This window comes from Aquimarina atlantica, assembly GCF_000626715.1.
Taxonomy (GTDB): Bacteria; Bacteroidota; Bacteroidia; order Flavobacteriales; family Flavobacteriaceae; genus Aquimarina; species Aquimarina atlantica.
In genome coordinates this window covers 51,316-65,677 of record NZ_AQRA01000001.1, presented here as the reverse complement: position 1 = coordinate 65,677, position 14,362 = coordinate 51,316, and the positions used below count along the sequence as shown (strand labels likewise).

Below are 14,362 nucleotides of genomic sequence, written 5' to 3'. Positions count from 1 at the left end.
AACCTAGTACATGGAAACTGTTCAAAAAAAACACGAATACCAACTCGATAAGTATACGTTTCAACAACCGCACGAAACCGTAACAGTAGTCGATAGAGCTGTTTTGGATATCATATCATATAATTATGATACTAATGTTACTACTAACAGCAGTTATCTGGAAAAGGTACAGCTAATTCTGAGTTTCTTAAAAATCGAGAATATCTTTGACACCGTTTTGATACACGAAAATACTCGTGAAAGTGCCTATACCGAAATTCGGGGAAAAAGTGGCTATGCCGTATTGGAAAGGTTTTTACGAATTGAGTTAGTTTCTAATCATACCGACAAATACCAAATCTATGAAGGGTATAAGAAATTTAATGAGTATGTTTCTAGTTTTGATGAGGACCTTAAAACAAGATATGAATCACAAAACAAAGAGGTAGCCAGAAAATGGAAAAAGAAACAGGAACAACTAGAGGAAGAAGAATATAAAGGAGGTATGGCTTTTCTAATAGTGATTGCCATTATAGTTTTGGCTACACTATTTGGGATCGTTAACTGTTTTGGGGGGTAGTATTCATTCTTTTTTAAAACGATATAGGAAGCTATATCCAGAAAGTGAGCCAAATCAAAAGCATTAATTACAAAACAATCATACAGGGAATATAAAGGACATATGTTCTTTATATCTTTGTTAGCAAACATTAGAATGAACGAAACCGAATATAAAGGAATTTTACACAAAGAAGTTAATAAACTCGCCGGAATCAATCCAAGATTCCATCGGATTTCCAGTATGTTATTAGACCACATAATTATGATTATAGTTATAGTTCCTCCAATGATTCTTCTAATGATTTTGGCAGCAAACGGAATATTGAAAATTGAGAACAGAGCTTTTTATGTATTTTTCTTTTTCATGATGTTTATTTATATCAACAAAGATTTTTTTAATGCTAAAAGTCCTGCAAAACGAGTATTAGGATATCAAGTCATTAATAGAAAAAATGAACAACCAGCAACTGAATTACAGTGCTTTGTACGAAATTTAACAATAGCTTTTGTTTGGCCATTAGAAGTTATTGTTGGGTGGATAAATCCAGAAAGACGGATTGGGGATTTTCTTGCAAATACCAAAGTTATTACTTCAGAAAAAGAAAAAATTAAATCAATTTGGACTGATTTAAAAAACATAAAGTTGAAAATAAATTTTATCGGAATTTTAATAATTGGCGGATTATATTTTTACGGACTAAGTCTATTATTGCCTGGAATGAATTAAAAAAAACGATTTGCCAACAACATATATGTGTTTATAGCAGCAAAGTGATCAATCGAATGGGTGTTGTATTTTTTAAAGCACAATGCTTTTACGATAAAGAAATTTAGCTATCAATAATCAGAAACCCTTGCTATGACACGTAAATTAAACGTTAACAGTAAAGAATACCCAACTATCACAAAATAATTAATTCAGAATTAATATCTTTATCGTCTGTTATACGAATTCGACATATCATCTGAGTCTTTCTAAAAAGACATGCTCTATACTACGAGAACTTAATGCATAAAAATTCTTCTGATTTTTTAATGCACAGATGAGCATATCCAATTATTTTATTTAATACTAGTAATCGATTAGAAATCAATTGCTGTATCACTTTGCAATGCATACTGCATTTCGAAAAGTGATAATAATACAGTACTTCAAAATGAATAGCAAACAGTTAATAAGCAGAAACATAGAACTATTTTATAATACAGCATCCGAAGAAACCAGGCTTAACAAAGGAATGGGTATTTTTGAATTTGAGAGAACCAAATCACTCATAGAAAAATATATTACGACCTCGCCTTCAACAATAATTGACATTGGTGGCGGAACAGGAAAATATTCAGAATGGCTTGCCAACAAAGGGCACCAGGTACATTTGGTCGAACCTATTCCTAAACATATACAAATAGCGCAAAACAGGGCCGATAAACTAAAAAACCGGTTTTCTGTGCATTGGGGAGAATCCCGAAAGCTCGAATTTCCGAATAATTTTGCCGATCTCATACTGCTGCACGGCCCTTTGTATCATCTTCAGAAAAAAGAAGATAGAGCCTTAAGTATTCGGGAAGCGAAACGTGTTTTGAAGAATAACGGAATCATTTTGGGTTTTGCCATCAATTATACCGCATCTACCCTGGTTGGTCTTTTAAATGGACTTATTCATAAAAAAACATTTTTTGAAATGTGTAAAGACGAATTAACCAATGGAATACACAATCCCCCAGATGATTTTCCCTGGCTTTTGGCAGAAGCATATTATCATACACCAGAACAGCTTAAAAACGAATTTATAAGTCAAGAATTAACGTATCTTACTACTCACGCAGTTGAAGGAATGGCCTGGTTAGACAAAAATTATTTCATGAATATGTTAAATGACAAAAAGAAAGAAACATTATTAGAGCTTACGCAGATTACAGAAAACGACAGTTATCTATTACCATTTAGCCCGCATATGATGATAGCCGTAAAAAAACAAACAACTTATGAAAAATAAAGAAACATATTATAACGCACTAACTGAAAACAATGGCCGGTTAAACGAAATCGACCTTGGAGAAAAACTAGGATTTGATGAAAAGGAAACAAGAGAAATCATTGCTCAACTTCTGTTTGAATATAAAATTGAATATTTAGCGCATGGAGCTTGTGATTATAGTCTTATGAAAACGGCGAAAAGGAAACATAAAAAGGAAACACAATATCAATAAATGTAATCATAGCAACTAAGTGATGAAGCAAATGCCTCGACTTTTGGGAAAACACAATGCTTACAGTAAAAAAGTTTTGTAATCAATGCTAAAAAAAACCAAAAAGCAAGGTAACAATTTGCGCTACTTCGATACTTACATATACTGTTGTGATTCATACAGAAATTCTAAAATATAAAACATATGCAAAAAATTGTTTATTACGTAGCAAGTTCTCTCGACGGATGTATTGCTGGAAAGAACGACGACATAAGTCAATTCATACTTCAAGGAAAAGGAGTTGAAAAATATAAGGCTGAGCTTTTAAAATTTGAAACTGTACTAATGGGAAGAAGGACATATGAATTTGGTTATCAATACGGTCTTCAGCCCGGGCAAGCTGCTTATCCAAATATGGAGCATTACATTTTTTCGGATTCAATGAAAATTGAAAACCTGGCAAACTCTGTTCATATTGAAAAAAGATCTATTCATCGGGTAAAAGAAATTAAAGCAAATGCTAAAACAGATATTTACTTATGTGGTGGCGGAGACTTTGCAGGCTGGCTTTTGGATAATGATTTGATTGATCAGCTGAAACTAAAACTTAACCCAATAATTATTGGAGATGGAATTCGTTTATTTGGTAATTCTATAACAAACAAAAAATGGAAGTTAATCGAAAAAGAATCTTTTGATGATGGGCTACAAATCTTAACGTATGAAAAAGAATAATACAAAATAATGGATTATAACAAAGCACAAAAAACACAGCTGATATGTGCTACAACTAAAAAAACAAACAATAAAGAATATATAAATATAATGCGATCTATAGTAATTTTAATAATTCTTCTGTTTAACAACACCTGTTTTGCTCAGAAGGAATTAAGTTGTATAAAAAACATCAAAAAAAGTAACTGGAATTACGCTATTTGTACCGATTCTATCATGGACGTTAATTTGGCTAACATGTCTGAAATACTTATAAAACAGCAAGAAATTTCGGATTCAGGAAAACTTACTCGTCAATTATCGATAAAAATGTTATACAATTATAAAAATAAGTCTGTTAAAGAGTTATGGTCTTCTGAATTTGAAGACATAAAGTTTAAAGAATCTAAATTGGTTTCTGCAACAGATAGTCTTTTTAAAGTAAATGACAATAGTTTTTATTCAAAACACATAGTTTATAAAGATGGAAAAGACAAAATATGGACTTTATCTTCGGCAATTGGGATTTATAAAAGTCAATATTATTCTTTTCATACTATGGGGATTAATAAGGGGAATGACTCCTACAAATACCTACTAAAAGTAATTAATCGAAGTAATTTCTTTGATACCCCTACATTAAAAAATGATAATAAAATAAGAGACAGTTTTCTCGATAATTTAATCAAAAGCATAACGAATGAGACGTCTTTAAATAAAATTCTTTTAGACGTTAATACTTTTATATCGATTGCTCCAGAAGAAGAGAAACAAATATTAGAAAAGGATCGTCCAAAAATTGAATTGATGATTAATAGTTGGAATAAATCGGTTTATCCTTTCATAAAAGAAATGAAAGAATTCGAAACTGTTAGTATTAAAAGTTCATCTTTTATACCGGATAATTCGCAACCAAATGCAACAACCTATTATATTAGGGTTCTTTTTAATTGCGATCAACAAGAAATCAGTTACAAAATGCTTTGTATGGCAATAGATGGAAAAATATATTTAGGACAAATGATGAAAAGTTAATTCGACACACGTTATAGAAAAACGTTATTTACGATTAACGGTATGAAATTATTCGCAGGAAATAAAAAAGAAAATGAGAAAACAAAGCTTGTAATTATAGTCTTATAAAAACAGCTAACCATGTATCCTATGCAAAGCGTCGTCTAAAATCTTAGGCAAAAAGATGTGGTTTTTTACAACGAATATTAAGATAAACTTAGTAATTTGGAGTGGTAAATAAACACAGAGGATACAAAAAGGATATATGTGTACCGGCACATATATCCTTTTGTTGGCAACAAGCTGAAGAAAAAATGCAACAAGAGTATAAGAAATATATCGAAGACTATATCAAATTATTTCCCGATTTAAACTCAGAGGAAATAGCTTTTATGAATTCATATCTAACCATAACCGAGTATGCCAAAAAGGAGTTTTTATTCAAAAGCGGAGAAGTACAAAAAGAAGTTGGGTTTGTATGTAAAGGGCTCTTAAGAAGGTATTACATCAACGAAAAAGGGAATAAAATAACAACTGGATTTATTAATGAAAACAAATACGCCACTGATTATCCTGCATTTATAAGACAAAAACCATCTAAGTATTTTATTGAGTGTCTGGAACCATCTATTATAATAAAATTACCTTATGATAAAATCCAGGAAGGATACAGCAAATTTAAGGTTAGCGAAATGTACGGAAGATTAATCGCTGAATATGTGTTAACCGTACAAACCGACAGGGTTGAAAGTTTTTTATTCGAAAATGCCGAAGAAAGGTATCTTAACTTTATTGAGCAAAATAAAGACATTATTAATAGAATTAGTCTATCCCATTTAGCATCCCATCTTGGTATCGAGCGCCAATCATTGAGCAGAATAAGAAGTAAAATTGCCAAAAAATGATTTTGTCACAAATGTGACAGGTAAATCATACGACAATATCACATTTTTGCAGTATACATTTTAAAGAATTGGAAAATATGACTTCAAAAATAATTAGACTTACCTTAACTGTACAGTTCCTACTTCTTGGATTCGTTTCTTGTGGTCAAAGTACAAAATCCGAACCTTCTATACATGCAAAGATCCAGGAACAGACCCATGAAATTTTTGATAGCCTTGTCACCATCCGTCGGGATTTTCATATGAATCCTGAAGTATCCGGAAAAGAGAAAAGAACATCAGAGAAGATTGCTAAATATTTATTGTCCTTAGGATACGAAGTAAAAAGAGGTATTGGTGGTTACGGTGTTGTTGGTACCCTGGATACCGGAAAAAAAGGAAAGCGAATTGCCTGGAGAGCAGATATTGATGCAATGCCATCGGATATACCAGATGTAGTAGAGTTTGCATCAAAAAACGAAGGGGTTCGTCATATTTGCGGGCATGATGTAAATACAACCATAGCCCTTGGTATAGCCAACGTAATGGCAAGTCAGAAAGAAGAATTGACAGGTGTTGTATATTTTATTTTTCAACCCTCAGAAGAGCCTTATACAGGTGCAAAAGCAATGATCGATGATGGTTTGTTTGAGATGATTACCCCAGATGAAATTTATGGTTCGCATATTGCTCCTATGGCAACAACTATGATTTCAACAAAACCCGAATGGATGTTTGCCGATTATAAAGTACTTAACATATCATTTAAAAATTCAAGCAAAAATGAATCCATCATAGCATATAGCAAAGAGCTCATTATGAGTCTACAAAATGTAGAGCCTTCGAGCAAATTTTGGAATCCCCAAAGTTTATCAGACCCAAATATAGGTCTGGCGAGCCCAAACACAATCTTTAAAAATTACACCTTTGTCAACCAAGATCGTATTAAGGTAGAGAAAACCGAGAATGAAATATCTATAAAGGCATATATCGGATCAAGTGAAAAGGAGAAGTTTGATGCTATACTGCCACAATTAAAACAAAAAATAAGCAACTCTAAGTTTGCAAAAAGTCTAATTGAAGTTGAGTACACTTATGAACGAGCAAACCTATACAACGACAAAACTCTAACTCAAAATTCTTTAGCACATATAGCACAAATTTACGGAGCAGAAAACATCATTCTTTTGCACGGAATAATGGCTGATTATCGAGGTGATGATTTTGCGTATTACCAGGAGAAAGTACCGGGAGTCTATTTTTATTTAGGGGGATCAGATTTTCAAAAAGGAATACTCTCTATGCCGCATGCACCTAATTTTCAGGTTGATGAAAATTGTATTAGAACAGGGGTGAATTATTTTTCTTCATTGATAGTTGAAAGGTTGTTTAACTAAGCAGTAAATCGAATGGTAATTGTATTTTTGGCAAAGCACAATACTAACAAAGAAAAAAAGTTTACAGATAGCTACGACCATAATTACTTGCATAATTATGTCTAATTACTACTAGATCAATAAAAAAATGGGAAAGTACAGTGATGATGAATGGTATTTAAAAGAGAAGGAAAAATATATTTCTGAATACGGTGAAATACCTCCGCATTGGATTGTATTTCCAGATTCTCATCCCTACAGCATAATGTGGAGAATGGGTGCAGGAGAGACATTTGTTATGGTATTTTCAAATTGGTTTGAAGACAATTATAAAGAAGAAAAGAATAGAATAGATTTTTTCTTAAAATACCCGCCCCCTCCCAGATGGATGGAAACCATGGCGTCTTACATTTGGGAAGAAATACCGATGGAAGATTTCGAAAAATCGAAGTACTTAGAAAGGATTAAAGAGTTAGGTTTTTCAGGAACAGAAAAATATTTATCTGATTTAGAAGATCCCAAATGGTTAGCATGAAAAAGTGTGATACTCTAAGAAATCACATTACAAAGAAGCCGATAAAGAGTTTTGAAAAGGATAAAAACTGATGCTAACGATGTATCTTATGTAAAGTTATTTCCTAATTTTTAGATTATAAGTATATAGCTTGGGGATTAAAGGTTAATCAAAAATCAATTAGATTTGTAAATACCTCTATTAATTAAGGCTATGATTATGCTAAACCGTTGTGCTATATTAAACAAATAGATTTTTAATAAATGAATGTTCAAAATTTATTTTTCGACAATACTCATAGATTAAGAACGCTTTGGAGAATTTTAATTTTTGTTTGTGCGCTACTCCTTGCGGTTATGCCACTTATAATGATAAACAACTCTTATTTACAATTTTTTGGAGCTGTATTGATTCTCATATTTGGATTATACCTCAATTCAAAATACTTAGATAAAAGGGATTTTTCGGGATATGGTCTGGTTTTTAAAAAAGAAACCTTTACTCATTTATGTATTGGGATTTTAATTGGATTTATTTCAGTTTTATTTATGTTTTTTATCGGAAAAGCAACTGGTATACTATTGGTTTCTGATGCAAAATCAATTCCACATATCGAGTTATTACTCCTCTTTGCTTTAAAAATGCTACTTGTAGGCATTCTGGAAGAAACATTTTTTAGAGGGTATTTATTTACAACCATTTATGACGGGTTACTATCGGGAACAACTAAAAATCAAGCATTTTGGATTTCATTTGTAGTATCCTCTGCCCTTTTCGGATTAGCTCATATAAGCACCAGTAATGCCTCTATTCTTTCTACTATATTTCTTTCAATAAATGGAATGGTTTGGTGTATTCCATTTGTAATAACCAAAAATTTGGGATTATCTATTGGACTTCATACAGCCTGGAATTTTACCCAAACACAAATTGGATTCACGATGAGTGGTAATAAAGCTATACATTCGTTTTACAGAATTGAAGATAATGGATTTGCTCTATTAACAGGAGGTGAATATGGTCCCGAAGCAGGAGTTTTAGGGCTTATTGGATTTATGTTTATGTTACTTTTATCATTAATGTATTTACGCTTTACCAAAAAGACCGTCGCACAATAAACAATCTTATATAATGCTCTTTCTCAGATCGTATTTGGATAAATTTAGTACCTTTTCGTTAGCAAAACAGAACTGTGTTGAGCCGTATGAGTAGTATAGTTAAAATGAAAAACGAATGCTATGTCTTAATCTTATCACTGAATTCGTTATATACTTATATAAGCACATTATAATTAAAGAACACATGGCAAATATTAGACACAATCTAACAATTTCTACACCACTTGAACAGGTATACGATGCAATAACATCAGAAAATGGCTTAAGAGGATGGTGGACGAATGAAGCTACTGCAAAACCAGAAGTAGGGCATATAAATCATTTTAGATTTGGAGACGACTATTTTAACAAAATGAAAATTTTAAAGCTGAATTCACCAAATGAAGTTCGATGGGAATGTGTAGATGGAGACAGGGAATGGATAGGAACTCATTTATCATTTGAATTAGAAGAAAAAGAAGGCAATACTTTCCTTAAATTTTCTCATCTAAATTGGGCAGAAGAAACCGAATTCTACGGGTTTTGCAATCACCATTGGGGTAGGTTTTTAGATAGCCTTAAATCTCTATGCGAAACCGGAGAAGGTAAACCATTTATAGGATAATGTACAACTAAACAGGTTCCTAATTAAAAAAGGATGTTCATTTCATAGAAGGGACTATCCAATGAAATAGTCAACAATTATAATTCATAATACTTAATAAAACTAATTATTAAGCCTAACCATGTTTATAAAATCAATTGTTTAACAAGTAGAAACGTACATACCAAACACAATACACTGTAAGCATAGAGGAAGAGAGTATCGAGATCTTTCAAAAAAAGGGATTACCAAAAAATAATCCCTCTGATAGATTTAAAAAACAAATGCCCAAAATTTGTTATATCTCTATTACTTACGAATTGCATAACTGGAAGCCTTAGGTAGTTCTCTTAAAAAATTTATAATACTCTTAAAATTCAACCCAAAAGTGGAATAAAAATGATTCATGATTGTGTGATTTAAGGTTAATTACTTGTAATATAATAAGTTATTAACAAAATATCAAATTAATTGTTGATTTAATGTTAATAATTTGTTTAAAACTATAATAAACACGATATATTACACTTTTCATCCATATTCATAAATAATTAACACGTAAAAACCTACTTTTACTGTTAATAACTATGTTAATAACTCTGACAAGCCTGATCTATCAATAGTTTATATATCAAACGGTTATCAATAAAAATGCAAAAACATAAAGTTATCTTGATATAAAAAGAGACTATGTATCGATACGCTATTACTATAAGTAAAAAATGAATTAACGGTTAGAAACTATTGTTTTATTTAAATTGCATACAGGAAATGTATCACCATAAAACAAGCACCACGTATAGATGAAAACCGCTACCGTAAAAGAACTAAAAACCGAATTAACAGATCGTTCTCACCAGGAGCTAATCGAGTTATGTCTTCATCTATCCCGATTTAAAAAAGAAAATAAAGAATTACTTACCTACTTATTATTCGAATCAACTCATGAAGAAGAATATATCATAAGTATACAGAGAGAAGTTGATGAGCAATTCGAAATGATTAACACCACATCTTATTTTTATATAAAAAAAAGTATTCGAAAAATTTTACGTACCATAAAGAAATACATTCGATATTCGAAAAACAAAGAAACCGAAATAGAATTGCTGCTTTATTTTTGTAAAAAGTTAAAAAACTTCTCCCCTTCTATACAAAACAATACGGTTCTCAAAAACATCTATCATCGCGAAACATCTGCAATTAAAAAGAAGATTACGGCGCTACACGAAGATTTACAATATGACTATACATTAGAATTGCAAAAATTATTTTCCTAAGTAATTTATATGATATTTAACCCTTTACACCTTCTAATCACACGTATCCGGGAGTTCCTGAAAATTAACAGATTAATTATTTTATACATATATTAGCAATAAACACTTAAAAATTGTGTTAACAAGTAAAGTAAAAAACATCTTGATGATGATCATTTAGATATTTGGCGTTATCTTTGATTTTTATTAACTAATTTAAATTTTAACAATGAACAAAGGAACAGTAAAATTTTTCAACGATGCCAAAGGATTTGGATTTATCACTGAAGAAGATTCTAACAAAGAACATTTTGTACACATCTCTGGACTAATCGACGAAATTCGAGAAGGTGATGTAGTAGAATTTGACTTGCAAGAAGGCAAAAAAGGATTAAACGCGGTAAATGTAAAAGTAATTTAATATATACTACTTATTTTTTAAAGCACAACAACCTGTCAAAAATGGCAGGTTTTTTTTATCCATATCAAATCCTAAACTCTATTTTAAGTACATACACCCATTACAAATATATCTTCTCATTTTAAAAAAAAATCGAACTACGTAACCAAAGTAAAAACAAACTGTAAATCAATATAATATACATCTAAATTCCTTTTTTTTGTGTAATCACAAGTAATAATTACTAATTAAAAATCGTTTTTTAAGGGTTTATATATCCATTGTTTTAACAATTGTTCGTAGCTTTAAGGGGCTTAAAAATTATATGTTATACACAAATAGGTTAACCAAAAAATCTAAAAACGCCTATTAAATGTAGCATTAGACTCTATGGACACACTAATTTTCTATCAAATCTTAATTTTTCTTTTTCAAGGATTTGTTGTTGCCTTCCTAATATTACTACTTTTTCGTTTACGAACGATAATAGGTCTGGGAGTGCTATTCGCGTCTTTGGGATTGTTTCAGTTTGTACAGGTTTTTATGGCCAGTACGCTTTACTTTAAAATATCTGACGCCATTGTAGTTTCTCCGGGTTCATCTGTTTTATTTTCTGCAACACTTTTTGCCATACTTCTAATATACATCAAAGAAGATGCGACTACAGCTCGAAAACTAATTTACGCATTAGTTATAGCTAATATTGTATTATGCTTTCTTTTACTTGCTTTTAGAATGAATATGGAAGGAGCTTATAGCTATAATCCTTTCGAAATTTCTACAGATTTCTTCTATACAAATGTACTGGTACTATTTGTAGGAACGGGAGTATTGTATCTGGACGCAATATTGATCATATTTTTATATGAATTTATCTCAAAGCATACTTCCAGCTTATTTCTTAGAGTAATGTTTACTATGGTACTGGTACTTAGCTTTGATGCTGTCTTTTTTACGTTAGGCTCGTTTTGGTATTTTGAAAACATCCCAAAACTCTTATTATCAGGACTATTGTCAAAAGGATCTATGGCTATTTTCTACAGTGCAGTATTTACGTTATATCTAAAGTATTTTGAAAAAGAAACCTACCATGTAAATTATCTCACTTTTAAAGATATTTTTCATTCCTTAACCTACAAACAGAAATATGAAGTAGCCGAAAAAGCAGCTCAATTTACCAAAGGCAGATATCAAACATTAACCAACCTGATACCGGTAGGTGTATTTATGACTGAAAGCGATGGAAAGACCATATTTGTTAACCCAAAATGGTGTTCTATTTCGGGGCTGTCGCAAGAAGAAGCTTTAAATGATGGATGGCTTAATGCAGTACATCCAGAAGATAGAAAAAGACTAAGACAAGGATGGTATGCTGCTACGGATAAAAAAGAAACTTCTGATGCAGAATATCGATTTCTTAAACCCGATGGTACCGTAACCTGGGTGTTAGGCCGTGCTATACCCGAATACAATGATAAACACCAAATTATTGGGTATGTTGGCACTCTAACAGATATTACGGATATCAAGTTATACGAAATTGAGCTAAGTCGATTAAAGGAAAAAGCTGAAGAAAGTGATCGGCTCAAATCTGCTTTCCTCGCTAATATGAGCCACGAAATAAGAACCCCTATGAATGGTATCCTTGGTCTTGCAGAACTCTTAAACGAACCAAAACTTACTGGTGACGAACAACAACTATACCTTGATCTTATTAAAGAAAGTGGAGCACGTATGCTTAATATCATCAGGGATATTATTGATATCTCAAGAATAGCCGCAGATCAGGTTAAAGTCAATATCGAAGAAGTTGATATTAACGAACAAACCAAATATTTATTTAACCTCTTTAAGCCACAAACCGATAAAAAAGGTATCGTACTATCATTATCAAATGATTTACCAACAGAGGATGCAATTATCAAAACCGATAAAGAAAAATTTAATACGATTCTTTCTAATTTAATAAAGAATGCCATTAAGTATACGAATGAAGGAGGAATAGAATTTGGATATCTAAAAGATAAAGATATTCTTCAATTTTATGTAAAAGATACGGGTATGGGGATAGCAAAAGACCGTCAGAAAGCAATTTTTGAACGATTTGTACAGGCAGATCTCGAAGATCGTTACGCACTAGAGGGTGCAGGTATTGGATTATCCATCGCCAAAGCTTATGTCGAAATGCTAACAGGAAAAATCTGGTTAGATAGCAAAAAAGGCAAAGGGTCTACATTCTATTTCACGATTCCGTACACCAAAGCATCACAAACAACGGCTTAGCAAATAGAAAAAAGCCAATACAGCTAAATACCGAAGCTCTTCTTGTATGGTTTTATGCAATCGTTTAAACAATAAGAGATAGCATATAAACAAATCTACACCTGGTTATCTAATCTTACCTTATATCAAAAACACGAAGATATTACACCTCAACCCTAATAATCTTAGCTCCTATTGCTCTAAGGCGTTCATCAATATTTTCATATCCACGATCAATTTGTTCTATATTATGAATAGTTGATGTTCCTTTAGCACTTAATGCAGCAATTAATAAAGATATTCCGGCTCTAATATCGGGAGATACCATTGTAGTTGCTTTTAATGTAGATTGAAAATCATGACCAATAATTGTAGCTCTATGTGGGTCGCATAGAATAATCTTAGCTCCCATATCAATAAGCTTGTCTACAAAAAATAAACGACTCTCGAACATCTTTTGGTGAACCATTACTTCTCCTCTGGCTTGAGTAGCCACAACCAAAACGATACTCAATAAATCGGGAGTAAATCCAGGCCAGGGAGCATCGGCAATGGTCATAAATGAACCATCAATATAACTTTCGATCTGGTATCCATTTGTATGCGCAGGTATATGGATATCATCTCCTACCCGTTCGAGTGTAATCCCTAATTTTCTAAATGTATTTGGGATCAATCCCAGGTTTTCCCAGCTTACATTTTTAATAGTAATTTCACTTTTTGTCATAGCAGCTAGTCCTATCCATGATCCAATCTCGATCATATCGGGTAGTACGCGGTGTTCACACCCACCTAAAGCTTTAACTCCATCAATCACTAGCAGATTAGAGCCAACACCAGAGATTTTTGCACCCATAGCATTAAGCATCTTACATAACTGCTGTAAATAAGGTTCGCAAGCAGCATTATAAATTGTAGTTGTACCTTTGGCAAGTACAGCAGCCATTACAATATTTGCAGTACCGGTTACCGAAGCCTCATCGAGTAACATATAAGTACCTGTTAAACCTTCTGGTGCCTCGACACCATAAAAACGTTCTTCTTTATTATATCGAAACTCTGCTCCAAGATTAATAAACCCTTCAAAATGGGTATCTAAACGTCTTCTTCCAATTTTATCACCACCAGGACGAGGAATATACCCTTTACCAAACCTTGCTAACAAAGGTCCAACAATCATAATAGATCCTCTAAGACCACTTCCTTCTTTCTTAAACTGTTCACTCTCCAGGTATTCTAAATTAAGTTCATCACTCTTAAAAGAGTATTTTCCTTTTCCTAATTTTTGAATTTTCACTCCTAAATTTCTGAGAATGTCTATTAATTTATTTACATCTCGTATATCAGGAATATTAGAAATTATAACTTCTTCTGGTGTTAATAATACTGCGCAAAGAATTTGCAAGGCTTCATTTTTGGCGCCCTGAGGTGTAATTTCCCCTTTGAGCTGATGCCCTCCTTCTATCTGAAAAGTACCCATGTAATCGTTAGTCGTTAGTGGTTAGTAA

General features: G+C 32.1%; 15 protein-coding genes. 14 read left to right on the top strand and 1 reads right to left on the bottom strand.

Going from position 1 to position 14,362, the window contains the following annotated elements:
* The first annotated feature begins 10 nt into the window (after positions 1 to 10).
* The 14 genes from ATO12_RS00270 (at position 11) to ATO12_RS24500 (ending at position 12,875) form a co-directional block, all read left to right on the top strand.
* Entirely contained in the window at positions 11 to 559 is a 549-nt protein-coding gene (locus ATO12_RS00270) for a hypothetical protein (protein WP_034237559.1), read from the top strand.
* Between the two features lie 135 nt (positions 560 to 694).
* On the top strand, positions 695 to 1,267 hold the full coding sequence (locus tag ATO12_RS00265; RefSeq protein ID WP_034237558.1) for an RDD family protein: 573 nt from the start codon (positions 695 to 697) through the stop codon (positions 1,265 to 1,267).
* A 430-nt stretch (positions 1,268 to 1,697) separates the two neighbouring features.
* The gene (locus tag ATO12_RS00260; protein WP_034239055.1) at positions 1,698 to 2,537 is read left to right on the top strand and encodes a class I SAM-dependent methyltransferase; all 840 of its coding nucleotides are present in this window, start codon (positions 1,698 to 1,700) and stop codon (positions 2,535 to 2,537) included.
* Entirely contained in the window at positions 2,527 to 2,751 is a 225-nt protein-coding gene (locus ATO12_RS00255) for a hypothetical protein (RefSeq protein ID WP_034237556.1), read from the top strand. Before ATO12_RS00260 ends, ATO12_RS00255 begins: the two co-directional genes overlap by 11 nt.
* Before the next feature lie 183 nt (positions 2,752 to 2,934).
* The gene (locus ATO12_RS00250) at positions 2,935 to 3,465 is read left to right on the top strand and encodes a dihydrofolate reductase family protein (protein WP_034237555.1); all 531 of its coding nucleotides are present in this window, start codon (positions 2,935 to 2,937) and stop codon (positions 3,463 to 3,465) included.
* A 9-nt stretch (positions 3,466 to 3,474) separates the two neighbouring features.
* The gene (locus ATO12_RS00245; RefSeq protein WP_034237553.1) at positions 3,475 to 4,479 is read left to right on the top strand and encodes a hypothetical protein; all 1,005 of its coding nucleotides are present in this window, start codon (positions 3,475 to 3,477) and stop codon (positions 4,477 to 4,479) included.
* 209 nt (positions 4,480 to 4,688) lie between these two features.
* Entirely contained in the window at positions 4,689 to 5,363 is a 675-nt protein-coding gene (locus ATO12_RS00240) for a Crp/Fnr family transcriptional regulator (RefSeq protein WP_240486083.1), read from the top strand.
* A 77-nt stretch (positions 5,364 to 5,440) separates the two neighbouring features.
* Entirely contained in the window at positions 5,441 to 6,739 is a 1,299-nt protein-coding gene (locus tag ATO12_RS00235; protein WP_034237551.1) for a M20 metallopeptidase family protein, read from the top strand.
* 127 nt (positions 6,740 to 6,866) lie between these two features.
* Positions 6,867 to 7,253, top strand: a complete 387-nt coding sequence (locus tag ATO12_RS00230; RefSeq protein WP_034237549.1) for a hypothetical protein — start codon at positions 6,867 to 6,869, stop codon at positions 7,251 to 7,253.
* 335 nt (positions 7,254 to 7,588) lie between these two features.
* The gene (locus tag ATO12_RS00225; protein WP_034237546.1) at positions 7,589 to 8,350 is read left to right on the top strand and encodes a CPBP family intramembrane glutamic endopeptidase; all 762 of its coding nucleotides are present in this window, start codon (positions 7,589 to 7,591) and stop codon (positions 8,348 to 8,350) included.
* A gap of 184 nt (positions 8,351 to 8,534) precedes the next feature.
* A complete protein-coding gene (locus ATO12_RS00220) occupies positions 8,535 to 8,954 on the top strand; it encodes an SRPBCC family protein (protein WP_034237544.1) in 420 nt (139 codons plus the stop codon).
* A 782-nt stretch (positions 8,955 to 9,736) separates the two neighbouring features.
* The gene (locus ATO12_RS00215) at positions 9,737 to 10,213 is read left to right on the top strand and encodes a hypothetical protein (RefSeq protein WP_034237542.1); all 477 of its coding nucleotides are present in this window, start codon (positions 9,737 to 9,739) and stop codon (positions 10,211 to 10,213) included.
* Between the two features lie 208 nt (positions 10,214 to 10,421).
* Entirely contained in the window at positions 10,422 to 10,613 is a 192-nt protein-coding gene (locus tag ATO12_RS00210) for a cold-shock protein (protein WP_025666996.1), read from the top strand.
* Between the two features lie 369 nt (positions 10,614 to 10,982).
* Positions 10,983 to 12,875 (top strand): PAS domain-containing sensor histidine kinase, encoded by a 1,893-nt coding sequence (locus ATO12_RS24500; RefSeq protein WP_081801928.1) that lies wholly within the window; start codon positions 10,983 to 10,985, stop codon positions 12,873 to 12,875.
* A gap of 142 nt (positions 12,876 to 13,017) precedes the next feature.
* Here ATO12_RS24500 and murA read toward each other — a convergent pair whose 3' ends face one another.
* The gene (murA, locus tag ATO12_RS00200; protein WP_034237537.1) at positions 13,018 to 14,334 is read right to left on the bottom strand and encodes a UDP-N-acetylglucosamine 1-carboxyvinyltransferase; all 1,317 of its coding nucleotides are present in this window, start codon (positions 14,332 to 14,334) and stop codon (positions 13,018 to 13,020) included.
* Between the last annotated feature and the right edge of the window lie 28 nt (positions 14,335 to 14,362).